Origin of the sequence: Ottowia sp. (assembly GCF_046348305.1) — a bacterium.
Classification (GTDB): Bacteria; Pseudomonadota; Gammaproteobacteria; order Burkholderiales; family Burkholderiaceae_C; genus Ottowia.
In genome coordinates, this window is record NZ_JAXMEM010000006.1 from 56,873 (window position 1) to 77,010 (window position 20,138).

The 20,138-nt window shown below is 68.1% G+C and carries 12 protein-coding genes and 1 pseudogene; 5 read left to right on the plus strand and 8 right to left on the minus strand.

The features are described from left to right. Positions 1–3: 3 nt before the first annotated feature. The 6 genes and pseudogenes from U1F38_RS07985 to U1F38_RS08010 form a co-directional block, all read right to left on the minus strand. The gene (locus U1F38_RS07985; protein ID WP_409986531.1) at positions 4–1,554 is read right to left on the minus strand and encodes a site-specific DNA-methyltransferase; all 1,551 of its coding nucleotides are present in this window, start codon (positions 1,552–1,554) and stop codon (positions 4–6) included. Between the two features lie 103 nt (positions 1,555–1,657). Then, positions 1,658–1,933, minus strand: a pseudogene (locus U1F38_RS07990) (toxin-antitoxin system HicB family antitoxin); the annotation flags it as partial. A gap of 18 nt (positions 1,934–1,951) precedes the next feature. Then, entirely contained in the window at positions 1,952–3,598 is a 1,647-nt protein-coding gene (gene guaA, locus U1F38_RS07995; protein ID WP_409986532.1) for a glutamine-hydrolyzing GMP synthase, read from the minus strand. Positions 3,599–3,694: 96 nt separating this feature from the next. Next, positions 3,695–4,474, minus strand: a complete 780-nt coding sequence (locus U1F38_RS08000) for an ABC transporter permease (protein ID WP_409986533.1) — start codon at positions 4,472–4,474, stop codon at positions 3,695–3,697. Positions 4,475–4,476: 2 nt separating this feature from the next. After that, complete coding sequence (locus tag U1F38_RS08005; RefSeq protein ID WP_409986534.1) at positions 4,477–5,331, minus strand: ABC transporter ATP-binding protein; 855 nt, start codon at positions 5,329–5,331, stop codon at positions 4,477–4,479. Positions 5,332–5,394: 63 nt separating this feature from the next. Continuing rightward, positions 5,395–6,423 (minus strand): ABC transporter substrate-binding protein, encoded by a 1,029-nt coding sequence (locus tag U1F38_RS08010; protein WP_409986535.1) that lies wholly within the window; start codon positions 6,421–6,423, stop codon positions 5,395–5,397. 153 nt (positions 6,424–6,576) lie between these two features. Here U1F38_RS08010 and U1F38_RS08015 point away from each other — a divergent pair, with 153 nt between their 5' ends. Next, positions 6,577–7,047 carry a universal stress protein gene (locus U1F38_RS08015; protein WP_409986536.1) on the plus strand — a complete coding sequence of 157 codons (471 nt, stop codon included), beginning with the start codon at positions 6,577–6,579 and terminating at the stop codon, positions 7,045–7,047. A gap of 6 nt (positions 7,048–7,053) precedes the next feature. On the opposite strand, the gene U1F38_RS08020 is transcribed toward U1F38_RS08015, so the two are convergent. Further along, complete coding sequence (locus U1F38_RS08020; RefSeq protein ID WP_409986537.1) at positions 7,054–8,292, minus strand: MFS transporter; 1,239 nt, start codon at positions 8,290–8,292, stop codon at positions 7,054–7,056. A gap of 216 nt (positions 8,293–8,508) precedes the next feature. Here U1F38_RS08020 and U1F38_RS08025 point away from each other — a divergent pair, with 216 nt between their 5' ends. Together U1F38_RS08025 and U1F38_RS08030 are read left to right on the plus strand one after the other, a co-directional pair. Then, complete coding sequence (locus U1F38_RS08025; RefSeq protein ID WP_409986538.1) at positions 8,509–11,214, plus strand: cation-translocating P-type ATPase; 2,706 nt, start codon at positions 8,509–8,511, stop codon at positions 11,212–11,214. Further along, positions 11,211–12,197 (plus strand): calcium/sodium antiporter, encoded by a 987-nt coding sequence (locus tag U1F38_RS08030; RefSeq protein ID WP_409986539.1) that lies wholly within the window; start codon positions 11,211–11,213, stop codon positions 12,195–12,197. Before U1F38_RS08025 ends, U1F38_RS08030 begins: the two co-directional genes overlap by 4 nt. A 15-nt stretch (positions 12,198–12,212) precedes the next feature. Here the strand turns inward: U1F38_RS08030 and purL are convergent, their stop codons facing one another. After that, on the minus strand, positions 12,213–16,466 hold the full coding sequence (gene purL, locus U1F38_RS08035) for a phosphoribosylformylglycinamidine synthase (RefSeq protein WP_409986540.1): 4,254 nt from the start codon (positions 16,464–16,466) through the stop codon (positions 12,213–12,215). 152 nt (positions 16,467–16,618) lie between these two features. Here purL and map point away from each other — a divergent pair, with 152 nt between their 5' ends. Both map and U1F38_RS08045 read left to right on the plus strand, forming a co-directional pair. After that, positions 16,619–17,440 (plus strand): type I methionyl aminopeptidase, encoded by an 822-nt coding sequence (map, locus tag U1F38_RS08040; RefSeq protein ID WP_409986541.1) that lies wholly within the window; start codon positions 16,619–16,621, stop codon positions 17,438–17,440. 26 nt (positions 17,441–17,466) lie between these two features. Next, positions 17,467–20,124 carry a [protein-PII] uridylyltransferase gene (locus tag U1F38_RS08045; RefSeq protein WP_409986542.1) on the plus strand — a complete coding sequence of 886 codons (2,658 nt, stop codon included), beginning with the start codon at positions 17,467–17,469 and terminating at the stop codon, positions 20,122–20,124. Positions 20,125–20,138: the final 14 nt, after the last annotated feature.

Sequence of the window (20,138 nt, forward strand, 5' to 3'; positions counted from 1 at the left end):
CCGTCACCTCGCCCGGATGTCGTTGGGCGTCTTCTTGAACGTGATGCCCAGCGAGCGCAGGCGCTCGTCGCTCAGGTTCGTGCCCTCGCCGTAGATCACCATCGGCCCGTCGTGCGCGGGCAGGCTGGCCAGCAGCTTCAGGGTCAGCATGTTGCCGCCCGCAAGTGTTAGGTCGCCCAGAATGCCGTTGTAGAGCAGGTAATAAGCCGTGCCGCCGTGCACGCCCAGCAGCGGCGACTTCATCGCGCGCGTGCTGCGCGCGGTGCCGGTTTCGGCAAACCAGATGTGCGCGGCCAGGTGCTCGAACTTGATCTCGGGGTTGATACGCCCCCGGTCGTCGAACACCTTGGGGCCGAGTTGGTAGAAGCGAAAACCGCCGCCGCCCTGCCAACCCACCGCAGCGGAAATGCCACCCTGCTCGCCATCGACGACCTTGGCCAGACGCGGCTGGCAATGGGTGCGCGCGTGCTCGCCCATTTCGATACCGATCCAGCGCCGACCCATCTTGTGCGCCACGGCGGCGGTGGTGCCGGAGCCGAGGAAGCTGTCGAGGATGAGGTCGCCGGGATTGGTAGCGAGGCGAATTATTCGTTGTAGAAGTCTTTCGGGTTTCGGGGTCGAAAATGGATTCTCCGGCGATATTTCCCGAATTTCTCGGCTTGACTCTTGGTTGTGCCCTACCTCATCGTGAAGCCAAACGGATTGTGGAAGAACACCCTGCGAAATCTCGGATAGGAATTTTTTTACGGATGGGCGCCCAGTTCCATCGCGGCCGAAGACGATTCTCCCGTCTGCCAGCAAATTTTTGAACTTCGCTGGGCCGAATACCCAGCATCGCCCCTTGGGAGGCAGGTGTTTGGTGCCATCCGGGCCAATGATCTCGAAGATGTTTTCGCTATGTCCCGTCTGGGCAAACTGGCGACCACGTTGCCCGGACAACAGGCTGATAGACGAGTTCTCTGGCTTCCACAGACCACGTGGGTCGTTATCGGGGTTCTGATACTTGGCTGTTTGTTCGTCTGAGCGGTCAAGTAAGCCGAACTTTGCCAAGTCTTTTTGCTTGGCATAGACGAAGACATGATCATGTGAGTCTGAAATCAAATGCGCATTGCTACGCGGGCCGTAAGCTTTTTGCCATATCACGTTTGCAACGAAATTCTTCCGCCCAAAAACCTCATCACACATCACCTTGAAGTAATGCGCCTCGTTGTCGTCCAGGGTGATCCAGATCGAGCCGTCCTCGCTCAGCAACTCGCGCAGCAGCACCATGCGCGGGTACATCATCGACAGCCACTGGGCGTGCTCCAGGTTGTCGTCGTAATGCTCGAACGCGCTTTTCGTGTTGTACGGCGGGTCGATGAAGATGCATTTGACCTGCCCCGCGTAGTAGGGCAGCAGCGCCTTCAGGGCTTGCAGGTTGTCGCCCTGGATCAGCATGTTGGGCGCGTCTTCATCGCCATACGCCAGCGACTGCACCGGTTGCAGCAGGCGGTACGGCGTCTGGGCCGTGGCCTTCAAATCTTCATCGCGCTGGTGCCATTGCAGCCACGGCATGCGTATTCCCTCTCACTTTTTTTGATCCGCCCTGAGTCAGATGCCAGGGCCCATCGCCCAATCTTGTTCATGCGGCCAGCTTGGCAGCAACGCAAAAACCAAGCTACTTCGGCAATTCGTCACCCGCCAGCGGCGTGCGGGGTTTGACTTTGAGCAAGAACTTGGCCAAGTCGCCTTTCTTTGACTTGCCTGCACGCTGGGCAAAAAATTCTGCCGTTTGCAAGGCAGACACCTTCTCGGCGACAGCCACCGTGATGAACTGATTGAGCGACGCCTGATCCTGTTCGGCCAACAGCTTGGCATGGGCATACAGCGACTCGGGCAGGCGCAAGGCAAAGGTGCTCATGGCTGGATCTCTATCGTGAAAAGGAGTGGTGGAGCGAGCTGCGCACCATGCTCACTCCCACTCAATCGTCGCCGGCGGCTTGCTGCTGATGTCGTAGGTCACGCGGTTGATGCCGCGTACTTCGTTGATGATGCGGCTCGACACCTTCTTGAGCAGCGCATAGGGCAGCTCGGCCCAGTCGGCGGTCATGAAGTCGGTGGTCTGCACGGCGCGCAAGGCCACCACGTAGTCGTAGGTGCGGCCGTCGCCCATCACGCCCACGCTCTTGACCGGCAGAAAGACCGCGAAAGCCTGGCTGGTCAGCTCGTACCAGGTCTTGCCGCTGGCTTCGTCGCGGGTGGTGCGCAGTTCGTCGATGAAGATGGCGTCGGCGCGGCGCAGCAGGTCGGCGTATTCTTTCTTCACTTCGCCCAGAATGCGCACGCCCAGGCCCGGGCCCGGGAAGGGGTGGCGATACACCATCTCGGGCGGCAGGCCCAGGGCCACGCCCAGCTCGCGCACCTCGTCCTTGAACAGATCGCGCAGCGGCTCCAGCAATTTGAGGCCCAGTTGCTCGGGCAGGCCGCCGACGTTGTGGTGGCTCTTGATGGTGACGGCCTTCTTGCTCTTGGCGCCGCCGGATTCGATCACGTCGGGATAGATGGTGCCCTGGGCCAGAAAGGTGGCGCCCTTGACGGCCGGTCGGCCGTCAATTCCAGTCTTTCCGCCGCCGCCGGCCTTGAGTTTGGCAGCCTCGGCCTTGAAAACCTCGACAAACTCGCGCCCGATGATCTTGCGCTTTTGCTCGGGCTCGCTCACACCCTTCAGGTGGCCCAGAAACTGCTCGGCGGCGTCCACGCGGATGACCTTGGCGTGCAGTTTGCCGACGAACATGTCCATCACCATGTCGCCTTCATTCAGCCGCAGCAGGCCGTGGTCGACAAACACGCAGGTCAGTTGATCGCCGATGGCGCGGTGGATCAGCGCGGCGGCCACGCTGGAATCGACCCCGCCGGACAGGCCCAGGATGACTTCCTCGTCACCCACCTGCTGGCGGATGGCCTGCACCGCTTCTTCGACGTGGCCGCGCATGTCCCAGTCGGCGCGCGCGCCGCAGATGCCCAGCACGAAGCGCTCGAGCAGCGCCCTGCCCTGCACCGTGTGTGTGACCTCGGGGTGAAACTGCACGGCGTAGAACTGCCGCGCTTCATCTGCCATGCCGGCGATGGGGCAACTGGGCGTGCTGGCCATCAGCTTGAAGCCCGGCGGCAGCGCGGTGACCTTGTCGCCATGGCTCATCCACACCTTGAGCATGCCGTGGCCCTCGGGCGTGGTGAAGTCGGCAATGTCTTTCAAGAGCGCCGTGTGCCCGCGCGCGCGCACCTCGGCATAGCCGAATTCGCGCGTGTGGCCGCCCTCGACCTTGCCGCCCAATTGCTGCGCCATGGTCTGCATGCCGTAGCAGATGCCCAGCACCGGCAGGCCCAGTTCGAACACCGCTTGCGGCGCGCGGTCGGTGCTCTCCTCGGTGGTGCTGGCATGGCTGCCCGAGAGGATCACGCCCTTGAGCTGGCCGTCGGCGGCGTATTGGCGCACCCATTCGTCACTGACGTCGCAGGGGTGCACCTCGCAATACACCTTGGCCTCGCGCACGCGGCGGGCGATGAGTTGGGTGACCTGGGAGCCGAAGTCGAGGATGAGGATTTTTTGGTGTTGCATGGTTGGGGGCACGGGAAACTGAAATTCTAGGCGTTGCCCTGCGCTGCAAGCCCGGTGTTCCGTGCGGCGCTGGGGCGCAGCGGGTGCTGGCCAGGCCTACAGCTTTTCCGTCTGTCCACTGCTCGGCTGCCACTTCATCAGCCGCCGCTCGGCCACGCCGACCAGGCCGTCCAGCACCAGCGCAAGGGCCGTCAGCAGCACGATGCCGGCGACCACGGTGTCGACGTCGAAGCTGCCCTCGGCCTGCAGGATGAGGTAGCCGACGCCGCTGGCCGAGCCCAGGTATTCGCCCACCACCGCACCGACAAAGGCCAGGCCGACCGAGCTGTGCAGGCTGGAGAACACCCAGCTCATGGCGCTGGGCACGTACACGTGGCGCATCAGGTCGCGCCGGCTGGCGCCCAGCATGCGGGCGTTGGACAGCACCACGGGGCTGACCTCGCGCACGCCCTGGTAGACGTTGAAGAACACGATGAAGAACACCAGCGTGACGGCCAGCGCCACCTTGGACCAGATCCCCAGGCCAAACCACAGCGCGAAGATGGGCGCCAGGATGACGCGCGGCATGGCGTTGGCGGCCTTCAGGTACGGGTCGAGCACGGCCGAGGCAAAGGGCGCCAGCGCCAGCCACAGGCCCACGCCCAGGCCCGCCAGCGTGCCGATGCCGAAGGCCAGCAGCGTCTCGACCAGGGTGACCCACATGTGGCGGTAGATGTCGCCGTTGGTGACGAACCAGGCCCACAGACGTTGCGCCACCATTTGCGGGCGGCCGAAAAAGAAGGCGACGGTGTCCGACGCATTGGACGCCCAGGCCCACACGCCCACGATGAGGATCAGCAGGCCGATCTGCCAGGCGCGCAGCTTGAAGTGGCTCATGCTCAGGCCACCTTCCGTTTTTGTTGGTCGTAGCCCTTGAGCACCTCGTCGCGCAGCACGGCCCAGATTTGCGCGTGCAGGTCGACAAAGCGCGGCTGGTTGCGGATTTCGGCCACGTTGCGCGGACGCGGCAGGTCGATCACGAACTCGCCGATGGGGTGCGTGGCCGGCCCGGCCGACAGCACCACCACACGGTCGGACAGCGCGATGGCCTCGTCCAGGTCGTGCGTGATGAACAGCACCGCCCGGCCCTGCGCGGCGGCGCCGCTCTTGCCCTGCGGCGGTTCGGCCCACAGGTCGAGCAGCTCGTTTTCCATGAGTTGCCGGGTCTGCACGTCGAGTGCCGAAAACGGCTCGTCCATCAGGATGATGTCCGGATCCATGATCAGCGTCTGCGCCATGGCCACGCGCTTGCGCATGCCGCCCGAAAGCTGGTGCGGATAGCGGTCCTCGAAGCCTGCCAGGCCCACGCGCGCCAGCCAGGCGCGCGCCCGGGCGTCGGCCTCGGACGCGGGCACGCCGGCAAACACCAGGCCGGCCATCACGTTGTCCAGCGCGGTCTTCCAGGGCATCAGCGACTCGGCCTGGAACATGTAGCCGGCGCGGCGGTTGATCCCTTGCAAGGGCTCGCCAAACACCGACACCCGCCCACGCGAGGGCGCCAGCAGGCCGGCGCCGATGTTCAGCAGCGTGCTCTTGCCGCAGCCCGTGGGGCCGACGACCGAGACGAACTCGCCCGGCGCCACGGCCAGGTCGGTGTCCTGCACCGCCGTGTAGCGCTGCCCGGGTGCGTCGCGGCTGGTGAAGACGCAGGTGATGGCCTGCAAGTCGAGGGCGGGAACGGCAGCGGGTTTCAAGTCAAACAGGGCTCTGACGCCCGTCCATCAAGCGCAGGCAGCTATGAAATAAAGAGTAATGGATCAGGAATACTTGACGTCGGCCTTGCGCGCAAAGGCGTTGGTGTAGGTCTTGGCCAGGTCGATGCTCTTGTCGGCCAGGCTGGGCTCGAAGGTCTTGAGCATGCGCAGCGCCGTGGCGGGGCCGGCCTCGGGCATGATGCCGTCGGGCGAGATGGCCTCGCGCACGTTCTCCCACGCGGCCAGGTACAGCGCGCGGTCACCCAGCAGGTAGGACTCGGGCACGGTCTTGACGATGTCGGACGGGCCGGCCTTGGTCAGCCAGCGCAGCGCGTGCACCATGGCGTTGGCCAGCGCCTGCGTGGTGTTGGGGTTCTCCTGCACGAACTTGCCGTGCGTGTAAAGCACGGCCGCCGGCATGGGGCCGCCGTACACGGCCTGCGTGTCCTTGAGCGTGCGGGTGTCGGCCACCACCTTGATCAGCTTGTCGCGCTGCAGCATGGTGATGACCGGGTCGAGGTTGGCGATGGCGTCCACCTGCCCCGACTTGACGGCGGTGATGGCGCCACTGGCTGCGCCCACGCCGATGAAGGACACCTCGCTGGGCTTGATGCCGGCCTTGGCCAGCACATAGCTGGCCATCATCGAGGTGGACGAGCCGGGCGCGGTCACGCCGATCTTCTTGCCCTTGAGGTCGGCCAGGCTCTTGTAGTCGGGCATGGTCTTGGTGGAGACGGCCAGCACGATCTGCGGCGCGCGCCCCTGCAGCACGAAGGACTCGATGAACTGGTTCTTGGCCTGCATGTTGATGGTGTGCTCGTAGGCACCCGACACCACGTCGGCGCTGCCGCCCACCAGCGCCTGCAGCGCCTTGGAGCCGCCGGCGAAGTCCGGAATCTCGACCTGCAGGCCCTCGTCCTTGAAATGGCCCAACTGCTCGGCGATGGTGAGCGGCAGGTAGTAAAACAGGTTCTTGCCGCCCACGGCAATCGTCAGCTTGGACTTCTCGGGCTTGCCCGCCTGGGCCCACACGCGTGGAAAGGCCAGCACCGCCGGAGCCAGGGCCAGGGTTTTGAGCAGGGTGCGACGCATGGGAGGGCCTTTCAAGATGTTTCAGGAACGTGGGGAATTTAGCAGACCTCGCCCCTGCACGCGCCGCGCGGGATTGCCGCACCGGGCGGGGGGCAATTCGGCGAGGAGATAAGCTCCACCATCTGCCCATCGAGCCGCAAGGAGGCTTTTGTCATGACCCTGAAGATTTTGCTGCCGCTGGACGGCACCGCGCTGTCGCTGGATCAGGCACGCTTTGCCATTCGGCTGTGCCAAAACGGCCTGCAGGCGCATTTCGTCGCGGCCAACGTGCAGGAGCCGGCCAGCTTCTACGAGGTGATCACGGCGCGCGACCCGAGCCGGCTGGCGCAGATGGTGATCGGCGCCGCGCAAGAGCTGGTGGCGCCGGCCGTGGCGCTGCTGGCCGAGGCGGGCCTGTCGCACGAAGTGGCGATTGCCGAGGAAGGCGACGCCGTGCAGGGCATGCTGGAGCTGATCGAGTCCGAGGGCTGCGACCTGGTCATCATCGGCCAGCACCCGCACAGCCTGCTGGAAAGCGGCAGCACCCGCTCGTCGGCGCTGCGCCTGGCCAAGGTCTCGCCGGTGCCGGTGCTCAGCGTGCGTGCGCCCGAGCCCGCCGATCCGGATCGAAGCGACGCAGAGTGAACCGTCTCAACAGGGCGACGCCGACGCCGTCGGCCGGTGCTGGCGGATGTCGGGCAGCAACACCGTCAGCAGGCCCAGCAGGGGCAAGTATGCGCACAGGTGGTAGACGAACACGATGCCGTGCCGGTCGGCCAGCGCACCCAGCACCGCCGCGCCAATGCCGCCCATGCCAAAGGCAAAGCCGAAGAACATGCCCGACACCGCGCCCACCTTGCCCGGCATCAGCTCCTGCGCAAACACCAGGATGGCCGAAAACGCCGAGGCGATGATCAGGCCGATGACAAAGCTCAGGATGATGGTCCAGGTCAAGCCCACATAGGGCATGACCAGCGTGAATGGCGCCACGCCCAGGATCGAGCCCCAGATCACGCGCTTGCGCCCGATGCGGTCGCCGATCGGCCCGCCCGCCAGCGTGCCCGCCGCCACCGCGAACAAAAAGATGAACAGGTACACCTGCGCCGACTGCACCGACACGCCAAAGCGCGTGATCAGATAAAACGTGTAGTAGCTGGTCAGGCTGGTCAGGTAGAAATACTTGGAGAAGATCAGCACCAGCAGCACTCCGATGGCCATGGCCACCGTGCGCGGTGGTACCGGGCTGACCAGGACCGCCGCCGGTTTTTTGGCACGCGCGGCGCCCAGATGCTGCGTCTTGTACCAGGTGCCGATCTGCCACAGCACGGCAATGGCCACCAGCGCCGCCAGCCCGAACCAGGCAATGGCGCCCTGCCCGTGCGGCATCACGATGGCCGCGGCCAGCAGGGGGCCGACCGCGCTGCCGGTATTGCCGCCGACCTGAAAGATCGACTGCGCCAGACCCGGCTGCCCGCCCGAGGCCAGCCGCGCGATGCGCGAGGACTCGGGGTGAAACACCGACGAGCCCGTGCCCACCAGCGCCGCAGCCACCAGTACCGTCGCAAAATTGGGCGCCACCGACAGCAGCAGCAGGCCGCACAGCGTCGAGCCCATGCCGAAAGCCAGCGAATGCGGCTTGGGATACCGGTCGGTGTACAGGCCGACCAGCGGCTGCAAGAGCGAGGCCGTCAACTGGTAGGTCAGCGTGATCAGCCCGATCTGCCCGAAGCTCAGGCTGAACTCGCCCTTGAGCATGGGATAGATCGCCAGGATCAACGACTGGATCATGTCGTTGAGAAAGTGCGAGAAGCTGATGGCGTAGAGCACGCGGTAGCGCGTGGAGTCGCCCGCCGGCGCCGCGCCGGGGTGGGTGGCAAGAGGGGTGTTCATCGAAGAAGCCGCAAACGTCGCGCGCATGCCTGCCCGGCGGGCAGTCACGCAAGTTGTCATGCGCGCAGCCCAGCATGGTAGCGCCGGGCGCACCCCTTGTCCTGGCTCGCCCCGCACCGGCCAACATCCGGCAACGATTGGCCCGCCGTCGACCCGTCGTTCATCGTGCAGAATGGGGCATTCCCCGCCCGCCCGCCCGACGCCCGCCACGCATTCATGGTTGACGCCCCGCCCGTTCCCCCCGCCGCCGATGACGACTGGCACCTGAAAACTGGCAGCGAGGTTCTGCACGCCCAACGGGCCGACCTCGACCACGGCCTGACCGCGGAAGAAGCGGCGCGCCGGCTGGCACGGCACGGTACCAACGAACTGGCCACTCAGCAGGCACGCCCCTGGCCCGCCTTGCTGCTCGATCAATTCAAGGACTTCATGATCCTGGTGCTGCTGGCGGCGGCGCTGGTGTCGGGCGCCGTGGGCGAATGGGTCGACACGCTGGTCATCCTGGTCATCGTGGTGCTGAACGCGGTGATCGGCTTCACGCAGGCGCGCCGCGCCGACCAGGCCATTGCGGCTTTGCGCCAGCTGGCCGCCGCACAGGCGCAGGTGCTGCGCGGCGGCCAGGCGCAATCGGTACCCGCGGCGCAGTTGGTGCCAGGCGACATCGTGCTGCTGGAGGCCGGCAACCAGATCCCGGCCGACCTGCGCCTGCTGCAGGCGGCGCAACTGAAGGTGGACGAGTCGACGCTGACGGGAGAATCGGTCACCGTCGAAAAGCGCACCGGTACCCTCACCGGCGCGGGGCTGGCCCTGGGCGATCGGGTCAACCTGGGCTTCAAGGGCACCACCGTGACCAACGGCCGCGCGCGCGGCGTGGTGGTCGCCACCGGCATGGCCACCGAACTGGGCAAGGTGGCCGGCCTGCTGAACGAGGCCGCCGACCGCAGCACGCCGTTGCAGCTGCGGTTGGCGCGCTTTTCCAAGCAGCTGTCGCTGCTCGTGCTGCTGATCTGCGCCCTGCTGTTCGGCTTCGGCCTGCTGCGCGGCGAGCCGCCCCTGCTGATGCTGCTGACCGCCATCAGCCTGGCCGTGGCGGCCATTCCCGAGGCGTTGCCCGCCGTCGTCACGGTGCTGCTGGCCGTCGGCGCGCGGCGCATGGCCGACTTCAACGCACTGATCCGCCGCCTGCCGGCCGTGGAAACGCTGGGTTCGGTCAGCGTGATCTGCTCCGACAAGACTGGCACGCTGACGCAAAACCGCATGCATGCCGAGGTGGTGCTGGCCGCTGGCCAGCCCTGGCGCCCGGCGGCAGACGACGCCGAGCAGAGCGCGCCTTCGCCCACGCACCTGCAGCTGCTGCGCGCCGCCGCGCTGTGCAACGACGCCTGCCCAAGCGGCGACACCGATGCCGCCGGTTGCATCGTCTGGCAGGGTGACCCGACCGAGACCGCGCTGACGGCCGTCGCCGCGCAGGCCGAGCTGATCAAGCCCGAGCTGGAAGACGAAACGCCGCGCGTGCGCGAGCTGCCGTTCGACTCCGACCGCAAGCGCATGACCACCTTCCATCGCGAGGGCACGGCGTTCGAAGCCTTCACCAAGGGCGCGCCCGAGAGCGTGGTGCCGCGCTGCACGGCGCACTGGTCGCCGGCGGGGCCGCAGCCGCTCGACCCCGACGCCGTGCTGGCCGAAGTCGAGCGCCTGGCCGCGCAGGGCCTGCGCGTGATGGCCTTTGCCTGCCGCGCCTGGCCGCAGCTGCCGACCGAGCCGGATGTCGAGGCCATTGAAGGCGACCTGGCACTGATCGGCCTGATCGGCCTGATCGACCCGCCGCGCGCGGAGGCAGAGGCAGCAGTGCGCGACTGCATCAGCGCCGGCATCACGCCGATCATGATCACCGGCGACCACCCGGCCACCGCGCTGGCGATCGCCCGGCGGCTGCACATCGTGCCCGACGCCGGTGCCGCGGTGCTGACCGGCGCGCAGCTCGGCGAACTCGATGAGGCCGCGCTGAAGCAGCGCGTGCTCGACGTGCGCGTGTACGCCCGGGTCGATCCGGCGCAGAAGATCCGCATCGTGCAGGCGTTGCAGTCGCACGGGCGGTTTGTCGCCATGACGGGCGATGGCGTGAACGACGCGCCGGCGCTGAAGGCGGCCGACATCGGCGTGGCCATGGGCAAGGGCGGCACCGACGTGGCGCGCGAGGCCTCCGCCCTGGTGCTGCTGGACGACAACTTCGCCACCATCGTCGGCGCCGTGCGCGAGGGCCGGCGCATCTACGACAACATCCGCAAGTTCGTGCGCTACGCCATGACCGGCAATTCGGCCGAGGTGCTGACGCTGTCGCTGGCGCCGCTGTTCGGCCTGCCGCTGCCGCTGCTGCCGATCCACATCCTGTGGGTCAACCTGGTGACCGACGGGCTGCCCGGCCTGGCGCTGGCGGCAGAGCCCGAGGAGCGCGGCGTCATGCGCCGCCCGCCGCGCCCGCCCAAGGAAAGCCTGTTCGCCCACGGCATGGGCTGGCACATCGTGCTGGTCGGCGCGCTGCTGGCCGCGCTGTGCCTGGGCCTGCAGGACTGGGCCATCGAGGCCGAGTACACGCACTGGCAGACGATGGTGTTCACGGTGCTCACGCTGGGCCAGATGGCGCACGTGCTGGCGATCCGCTCCGAGACCGATTCACTGTTCACGCAGGGCCTGCGCAGCAACCTGCCGCTGCTGGGTGCGGTGGCACTCACGTTCGTGCTGCAGCTGGCGACGATCTACGTGCCCTGGCTCAACCCCATCTTCAAGACCGAGCCACTGGACGCATGGGAGCTGGCGCTGTGCATCGCGCTGGCGGCGCTGGTCTTCGTGGCGGTGGAGCTGGAAAAGGCCTGGCGCCGCCAGCGTGCGTGCGCGCCCGCGCCGGCAGGGCAAGCCGCATGACGTCCATGCACCCGGCACTGGTGTTCCTGGCGGGCCTGGCGCTCGTCGTGCTGGGCGCCGAGCTGCTGCTGCGCAGCGCCACGCGCATCGCCAACATGCTGCGTGTGCGCCCCATCGTCATCGGCCTGACGGTGGTGGCCATCGGCACCAGCCTGCCCGAGCTGGCGGTGGGCATCACCGCGGCCGCCGAGGGCAAGGGCGCGCTGGCGGTGGGCAACGTGGCCGGCGCCAACATCCTGGTGCTGCTGCTGGTGCTCGGCCTGAGCGCGGCCATCCGGCCGCTGCCGATCCAGCCCCACAGCCTGCGGCTGGAGGTGCCGGCCATGATCGGCGCCGCGCTGGCGCTGGTCATCATGTCGCTGGACGGCGTGCTGACCCGTGCCGAAGGCGCGCTGCTGGTGCTGGCGGCGATGTTCTACACCGCGCTGATCGTGCAGTCGAGCCGGCGCGACCGGCGCGCGGTGGCCCCCGAATTCGCGCACGAATACGCCCAGCCGCCGCTGCCGCCGGCCGAGCGCGGCAAGACGTTCGCGCGGCACGGCATGCTGCTGGCGGTGGCGATCGCGCTGACCATCTGGGGCGCCGACCTGCTGGTGGCGGGCGCGTCGGCACTGGCCACGGCCTTCGGCGTGTCGGACGCGGTCATCGGCCTGAGCATCGTCGCGCTGGGCACCTCCTCGCCCGAGCTGGTCACCACCGTGGTGGCCACGGTGCGCGGCGACCGCGACGTGGCCATCGGCAACCTGCTGGGCAGCGGCGTGTACAACATCCTGGCGATCCTGGGCGCGGTGATGCTGGTGTCGCCACGCCCGATCGACGTCAGCCGCGAACTCCTGTTCATCGACCTGCCGATGGCCGCCGGCGCGGCGCTGGCCTGCTTTCCGGTGTTCAAGAGCGGCCTCACGATGTCGCGCATCGAAGGCATGCTCTTCGTCGCCGCCTACTTCATCTACATGGGCGCGCTGCTGCTGACGCGCATCTGATCAGGGGTCGGTGCGTCAGCCCAGCCATTTGCGGGCGTTGCGCCACAGCTGCATCCAGGGGCTGAAGCCGCTGGCGTCCAGCGACGTCCAGCTCATCTGGACGTTGCGAAACACCCTCTCAGGGTGCGGCATCAGCGCCGTGAAGCGCCCGTCAAACGTGGTCACCGCCGTCAGCCCGCCTGCGCTGCCGTTGGGATTGAAGGGATATTGCTCGGTGGCCTGGCCGTGGTGGTCCACAAAGCGCATGGCGGCAATGACCTGCGCCGCGTCGCCGCGCTGGCTGAAGTTGGCGTAGCCCTCGCCGTGCGCCACCGCGATCGGCAGCCGGCTGCCCGCCATGCCGGCAAAGAACAGGCTGGGCGAATCGAGTACCTCCACCATGGACAGGCGCGCCTCGAAGCGCTCGCTGCGGTTGGTGGTAAAGCGCGGCCAGGCCTGCGCGCCGGGGATGATGTCGGCCAGCTCGGCAAACATCTGGCAGCCATTGCACACGCCCAGGGCGAAGGTGTCGGCGCGGCCGAAGAAGGCCTTGAACTGGTCGGCCAGGCGCGCGTTGAAGGTGATCGAGCGCGCCCAGCCCACACCCGCGCCCAGCGTGTCGCCATAGCTGAAGCCGCCGCAGGCCACCAGGCCCTGGAAGTCGGACAGCTGCACGCGGCCCGCCTGCAGGTCGGTCATGTGCACGTCGAAGGCCGTAAAGCCCGCCTCGGTGAAGGCGTAGGCCATCTCGACGTGGGAGTTGACGCCTTGCTCGCGCAGGATGGCGACTTTGGGCGCGGCCCGCAGCTGACCGGGCGTGCTCTGGCTCCCTCCCCCGCTGGGGGAGGGTTGGGGTGGGGGCGCGGCGGTGCCAGGCTGCGAGCGCTGGCCCCCATCCCTGCCTTCCCCCAGAGGGGGAAGGAGTGGGTCAAACGTCAGATGCACATGCAAGCCCGGATCATCCGGCGCGCCCGCCGCCGCATGTTCGGCGTCGGCACATTCCGGGTTGTCGCGCCCCTGCGCGATCTTCCAGCTCACGCTGTCCCAAACCTGCTGCAGATCGTGCAGCGAGGCGCTGAAAACTTCCCGGGCGTCGCGCCACACGCTGAGCTGCCCCTTGCCCTTGTCGATGCCCGACGAGGCCGGCCGCGTCTTGCCGATGATGTGGCTGTGGCGGGACAGGCCGTGCGTGCGCAGCACCTGCATGACTTGGTTGCGATCGGCCGTGCGCACCTGCAGCACCACGCCCAACTCCTCGGCAAACAGGGCCTTCAGCGTCAGCCAGTCGCGCCGGCCGCTGACCTGCTTGGTCCACTCCTTGCCCTCGCCCGACTCCATGTGGCTGTCGTTCACGCCGTCGCCCTCTTGCAGCAGCATGTCCACGTTCAGTGCCACGCCCACCTGGCCGGCAAAAGCCATCTCGGCCACGGTGGCCAGCAGGCCGCCGTCGCTGCGGTCGTGATAGGCCAGGATTTTTCCGTCGGTGCGCAACTGGTTGATGGCGACCACCAGTGCTTTCAAATCCTGCGCATCGGCCAGGTCGGGCACGCCGTCCACCAACGGGCAACCGCTTTGGCCCTGGGTTTGCGCCAGCACGCTGCCGGCCAGGCGGTTGCGCCCGCGGCCCAGGTCGATCAGGATCAGCGAGCTGTCGGCCTCATCGCGATCGAGTTGGGGCGTCAGCGTGCCGCGCACATCCGCCACGCTGGCGAAGGCGCTGACGATCAGGCTGACGGGCGAGACCACCTTGCGCGCGGCGCCCGCGTCGTCCGTCCACTGCGTGCGCATGGACAGGCTGTCCTTGCCCACCGGGATGCTCACGCCCAGCGCGGGGCACAGCTCCAGGCCCACGGCCCGGGCGGTGGCGTACAAGTCGGCGTCCTCGCCCGGCTCGCCGCAAGCCGCCATCCAGTTGGCCGACAGCTTGACGCGCGCCAGCTCGATCGGCGCCGCCAGCAGGTTGGTGATGGCCTCGGCGACGGCCATGCGGCCCGACGCGGGTGCATCGAGCGCGGCCAGTGGCGTGCGCTCGCCCATGCTCATGGCCTCGCCGGCAAAGCCCGCGTAGTCGGCCAGCGTGACCGCGCAGTCGGCCACCGGCAGCTGCCAGGGGCCGACCATTTGATCGCGGTGCGTGAGGCCGCCCACCGTGCGGTCGCCGATGGTGACGAGAAAGCGCTTGCTGGCGACCGTGGGGTGGCTCAGCACCTGGATGACGGCGTCTTGCAGGCTCAGGTCGTGCAGTTCGAGCGGCTTGAATTGGCGCGCCACGGTCGTGACGTCGCGCTGCATCTTGGGGGGCTTGCCCAAGAGGACGTCCAGCGGCATGTCCACCGCCGCACCCTCACCCCTGCCCTCTCCCACAAGCGGGAGAGGAGGTTCTTGGCTCCCTCCCCCGCTGGGGGAGGGTTGGGGTGGGGGCACGACGGCGCCGGCGTGGGCGCGCTGGCCCCCATCCCTGCCTTCCCCCAGAGGGGGAAGGGGCAAGCCCACATCGCCGACGATCAATTGCCGTTCCTCGGTCGCCACCCCCACCACCGCAAACGGGCAGCGCTCGCGCGCGCAAAGCGACTCGAATTGCGCCAGCGACTCGGGCGCGATGGCCAGCACATAGCGCTCCTGGCTTTCGTTGCACCAGATTTCCTTGGGCGCCAGGCCGGATTCCTCCAGCGGGATCGCGCGCAGATCAAAGCGCGCACCACGCCCGGCGTCGTTGACCAGCTCGGGAAAGGCGTTGGACAGACCGCCCGCGCCCACGTCGTGAATGGCCAGGATGGGATTGCCATCGCCCAGCGCCTGGCATTGGGTGATGACCTCCTGCGCGCGCCGCTCGATCTCGGGGTTGCCGCGCTGCACCGAATCGAAGTCCAGCTGCGCCGCGTTGGCGCCGCTGGCCAGCGAACTCGCCGCGCCGCCGCCCATGCCGATCTTCATGCCCGGCCCGCCCAACTGAATCAGCAGGCTGCCGGCCGCAAACTCGATCTTGTGCGTGAGGCGCGCGTCGATGTGGCCCAAGCCGCCGGCGATCATGATGGGCTTGTGGTAGCCGCGCTGCACGGCGTCCGCGCCCTCGCCCACCGCCAGCTCGTACTCGCGAAAGTAGCCCAGCAGGTTGGGCCGGCCAAACTCGTTGTTGAAGGCCGCGCCACCCAGCGGGCCCTCGGTCATGATCTGCAAGGCGCTGGCCATGTGCTCGGGCTTGCCGACGCTCGAATCCCACAGCCGCGACACCGTGAAGCCCGTCAGCCCCGCCTTGGGCCGCGCGCCGCGCCCGGTGGCGCCCTCGTCGCGGATCTCGCCGCCGGCGCCGGTGCTGGCACCCGGAAAGGGACTGATCGCCGTGGGGTGGTTGTGCGTCTCCACCTTCATCAGCACGTGGCGCACATCACTGTGTTTTTGATAGCTGCTTGCGCCTGCTCCATCTGGGCCAGAGGCCGATTTGGCATCAAAAACCTCGCAGGTGTGCCCTTCCATCACCGCCGCGTTGTCGCTGTAGGCCACCACCGTGTGCTGCGGGTTTTGCCGGTGCGTGTGGCGAATCATGGCAAACAGGCTGTGCTGCTGCGCCACGCCGTCGATGCGCCAGTCGGCGTTGAAGATCTTGTGGCGGCAGTGCTCGCTGTTGGCCTGGGCGAACATCATCAGCTCGACGTCGGTGGGGTTGCGCCCCAGCCGGGTGAAGCCTTCGACCAGGTAGTCGATCTCGTCAAGCGCCAGTGCCAGGCCCCAGTCGGTGTTGGCGCGCTCCAACGCCACGCGGCCGTCGTGCAACACGTCCACGTGCGCCAGCGGCTCGGGCGTCAGCGCGGTGAAGAGCTGGCGGGCGTCCTCGCGGCGCGCCAGCACGCTTTCGGTCATGCGGTCGTGCAGCAGCGCGGCCAGTGCGACATGCTGCTCTTTTGATAGCTGCTTGCGCTTGATCAGCGGGCGCTTGAGGCCGATTTTATATTCAACGATACGCTCCACGCGCGTGACGGCCAGGCCGCAGTTGCGCGCGATGTCGCTGGCCTTGGACGCCCAGGGCGACACCGTGCCCAGGCGCGGCGTGACGACCCAGTTCGCCGCGCCCTCGCTCGTCTCAGGCGCGGCCGGCTCACCGTAGGTCAGCAGTTCGCCCAGGCGCTGCAGCGTCTGCGGCGCCGGCGCGGCCTCGAAGCCGGCCAGGTGCACGAAGCGCGCGCTCACCGCGTCGATGCCAGGCTCGACCGCCTGCAGGCGGCGCAGCAGGCCTTGGGCGCGAAATTCGCTCAGGGCGTTGCCGCCTTCGAAGAAATGGATGTGCTGGGTCACGGTCGACAAGATGGCAAACGGCGGGGCGCAGGCAATGCACCGAGGGCGCCCGATCGCTGACTGGGACCGGGCGCAAGCGAAAGGCTGATTTTATCTGGGCGACCGCGCGCGCCGCCTGCAGCCGCGCGCCCCGGGTGGGATAATTTGGCCCCATGAGCATCAACATCAAGGACGAAGCAGGCATTGCCGGCATGCGCACCGCCTGCCGGCTCGCGTCGGAAGTGCTGGATCACATCACGCCGCTGATCCGCCCGGGCATCACCACCCTCGACATCGACCGCTGGGCCGCCGAATGCATGGCCGCGCAGGGCACGCGCTCGGCCACCATCGGCTACCAGCCCCCGGGCTACCCGCCTTACCCCGGCCACCTGTGCACTTCGGTCAACCACGTGGTGTGCCACGGCATTCCGGCCGACAAGGTGCTGAAAAAGGGCGACATCGTCAACGTCGATGTCACCGTCATCACGCCCGAGGGCTGGTTTGGCGACACCAGCCGCATGTTCGAGATCGGCGAGTGCTCGATTGCCGCCCGGCGCCTGTGCCAGCTCACCTACGAGTCGATGTGGCTGGGCATCGAGCAGGTGCGCCCCGGTGCGCACCTGGGCGACATCGGCCACGCCATTCAAAGCTTTGTCGAGGGCCACGGCCTGTCGGTGGTGCGCGAATTTTGCGGCCACGGCATCGGCCAGGTGTTTCACGACGAGCCACAGGTGCTGCACTACGGCCGCCCGGGCACGGGGGTCGAATTGGTGCCGGGCATGACCTTCACCATCGAGCCCATGGTCAACATCGGCCGGCGCGACATCAAGGAAATGCCCGACGGCTGGACCATCGTCACCAAGGACCGGTCGCTGTCGGCGCAGTGGGAGCACACGGTGCTGGTCACCCCCAGCGGCTACGAGGTGCTGACGCGATCCCAAGGCAGCCCGGCCGTGCCCGAGTTCGTGCAGGGCATGGCACCAGCCGTGGCCTGACCCGGCGCCCGTCCCTTCATCGATTCATGGCCGACAGCCCGGCAGCGAAGGCCGCGAACGCCGCGTCAGCACCAGCGCAGCCGGCTGTCGACTATCGCCAGCGCAAGCAGGCGCTGCTCGGCGTCTGGCGGCAGGCGGCCCTGTCCACCCGCGGCGTGCGTGGCGCGCTGCGCCAACTGGCCGACCTGACCGACGACACGCTGCGTGGGCTGTGGCGCCAGGCCGGACTGGACGGGCGCTGCGCTCTGCTGGCGGTGGGCGGCTACGGACGCGCCGAGCTGTTTCCGCACTCCGACGTGGACGTGCTGCTGCTGTTGCCCGAGGGCGCGGACCCGGCGGCCGACGCGCCATTACGCGAGCGCATCGAAGCCTTCATCGGCCGCTGCTGGGATGCCGGCCTGGAGATTGGTGCCAGCGTGCGCACCGTGTCCGAATGCCTGCACGTGGCCGCCGGCGACATCACGGTGCAGACCGCCCTGCTGGAGGCGCGCCGCATCACCGGCAGCGCCGCGTTGTTCGGCGAGTTCGAGCAGCGCTTTGCGGCGGCGCTGGACGCGCTGGCCTTTTTCATCGCCAAGCGGCTGGAGATGCGCCAGCGCCACCTGAAGTACGAAGACACGCCCTATGCGCTGGAGCCCAACTGCAAGGAGTCGCCCGGCGGCCTGCGCGACGTGCAGATCATCGGCTGGGTGATGCGCGCGGCCGGCATCGGCCGGCGCTGGGACGACCTGGCGCGCGCGGGCCTGGCCACCGCGCACGAGGTGCGCCAGCTGCGGCGCAACGAGGCCGTGCTTTCGCGCGTACGCATGCGCCTGCACCTGCTGGCGGGGCGGCGCGAGGACCGGCTGGTGTTCGACCTGCAAGGCGCCGTCGCCGCGTCCTTCGGCCTGGCCGATCGCCACGCCCCCGACGGCCGCCTGACGCTGCGCGCCGGCGAGGTGTTGATGCGCCGCTACTACTGGGCCGCCAAGGCGGTGGTGCAGCTCAACCAGATCCTGCTGCAGGTGATCGAAGAGCGCCTGCGCGCCGAGCGCGGCCAGCCGGCGCCCGCGCTGCGTCCGCTCAACGCGCGCTTTCTGGAGCGCGCCGGCCTGCTTGAAGTGGCCGACGACGCGCTCTACCAGCACGAGCCGCACGCCATTTTGGAAGGTTTTCTGCTGCTCGAGCGCGTGCCCGGCGTCAAGGGCTTTTCGGCGCGCACGCTGCGGGCGCTGTACAACGCGCGCACGCGGATGAACCGCTCGTTTCGCGCCGACCCGGTCAACCGCCAGCAGTTTCTGGCGCTGCTGCAGCAGCCGCAGGGAATCACGCGCGCCTTTCGGCTGATGAACCAGACCTCGGTGCTGGGGCGCACGCTGTGGCCGTTTCGGCGCATCGTGGGGCAGATGCAGCACGACCTGTTTCATGTCTACACGGTGGACCAGCACATCCTGATGGTGCTGCGCAACGTGCGGCGCTTTTTCATTCCCGAGCACGCGCACGAATACCCGTTCTGCTCGCAGCTGGCCGCCGGCTGGGACAAGCCCTGGCTGCTGTACATCGCGGCGCTGTTCCACGATATCGCCAAGGGACGCGGGGGCGACCACTCGGAGCTGGGGGCGCGCGAGGCGCGGCGCTTTTGCCGCCAGCACGGGCTGACCGGGGCCGACGGCGCGCTGATCGAATTTCTGGTGCGCGAGCACCTGAGCATGAGCGCGGTCGCGCAAAAGCAGGACTTGAGCGATCCGACGGTGATTGCCGCCTTCGCCCGGCGCGTGGGCGACGAGCGGCACCTGACGGCGCTGTACCTGCTGACGGTGGCCGACGTGCGCGGCACCAGCCCCACCGTGTGGAGCGCCTGGAAGGGCAAGCTGCTGGAAGACCTGTACCGCGCCACGGTGCGAGCGCTGGGCGGGCGCGCGCCCGACCAGGGCGCCGTGGTCGAGGCGCGCAAGCGCCAGGCGCTGGCCCTGCTGGCGCGCGGATCGCCGCCGATCGTTGCCGCGCCAGCGCTGTGGGACACGCTCGATCCGGGCTACTTCATGCGCCACGAGCCCGACGACATCGCCTGGCACGCCCGCGCGATCGAAGCGGCCGCTGCTGCCGCGGCGCCCGCAGGCGCCACCCTGGTGCGCGCGCGGCGCTCGCCGGTGGGCGAAGGCCTGCAGGTGCTGATTCACGCCAGCGGTCGGCGCGACCTGTTCGCGCGCATCTGCGGCTACTTCGACCGGGCCGACTTCTCCATCCAGGACGCCAAGATCCACACCGCCCGCGACGGCTGGGCGCTGGACAGCTTTCAGCTGGTGAGCGAGTTGCTGCCCGAGCAGGCCGAGCCGCTGATGGCGCGCATCGAGGCCGAGCTGCCCGCCGCCGTGGACAGCAGCCAGCCGCTGGCGCCGCCGCGCCTGGGCCGCGTGTCCACGCGCGTGCGCAGCTTTCCGGTGGCGCCCCACGTGGATCTGCGCCCCGACGAAAAGGCGCAGAACTGGCTGCTGGCCGTCTCGGCGGGCGACCGCACGGGCCTGCTCTACAGCATCGCCCGCGTGCTGGCCGCGCACGCCATCAGCGTGGAGCTGGCCAAGATCACCACCCTGGGCGAGCGCGTGGAAGACGTGTTCCTGCTGCGGGGCGAGTCCCTGCAGGAGGCGCGCACGCGCGTCGGCATCGAACAGGAACTGCTGCGGGCGCTGGCGTCGGCCGGATAACCCGCGCGGGCCTC

Coding starts and splice junctions, on each gene's coding strand:
- U1F38_RS08015 (WP_409986536.1), top strand. CDS start 6,577: ATGACCCTGAAGATTTTGCTGCCGCTGGACGGCACCGCGCTGTCGCTG.
- U1F38_RS08045 (WP_409986542.1), top strand. CDS start 17,467: ATGGCCGACAGCCCGGCAGCGAAGGCCGCGAACGCCGCGTCAGCACCA.
- U1F38_RS08025 (WP_409986538.1), top strand. CDS start 8,509: ATGGTTGACGCCCCGCCCGTTCCCCCCGCCGCCGATGACGACTGGCAC.
- U1F38_RS08030 (WP_409986539.1), top strand. CDS start 11,211: ATGACGTCCATGCACCCGGCACTGGTGTTCCTGGCGGGCCTGGCGCTC.
- guaA (WP_409986532.1), bottom strand. CDS start 3,598: ATGCAACACCAAAAAATCCTCATCCTCGACTTCGGCTCCCAGGTCACC.
- U1F38_RS08000 (WP_409986533.1), bottom strand. CDS start 4,474: ATGAGCCACTTCAAGCTGCGCGCCTGGCAGATCGGCCTGCTGATCCTC.
- U1F38_RS08020 (WP_409986537.1), bottom strand. CDS start 8,292: ATGAACACCCCTCTTGCCACCCACCCCGGCGCGGCGCCGGCGGGCGAC.
- U1F38_RS08010 (WP_409986535.1), bottom strand. CDS start 6,423: ATGCGTCGCACCCTGCTCAAAACCCTGGCCCTGGCTCCGGCGGTGCTG.
- map (WP_409986541.1), top strand. CDS start 16,619: ATGAGCATCAACATCAAGGACGAAGCAGGCATTGCCGGCATGCGCACC.
- U1F38_RS07985 (WP_409986531.1), bottom strand. CDS start 1,554: ATGCCGTGGCTGCAATGGCACCAGCGCGATGAAGATTTGAAGGCCACG.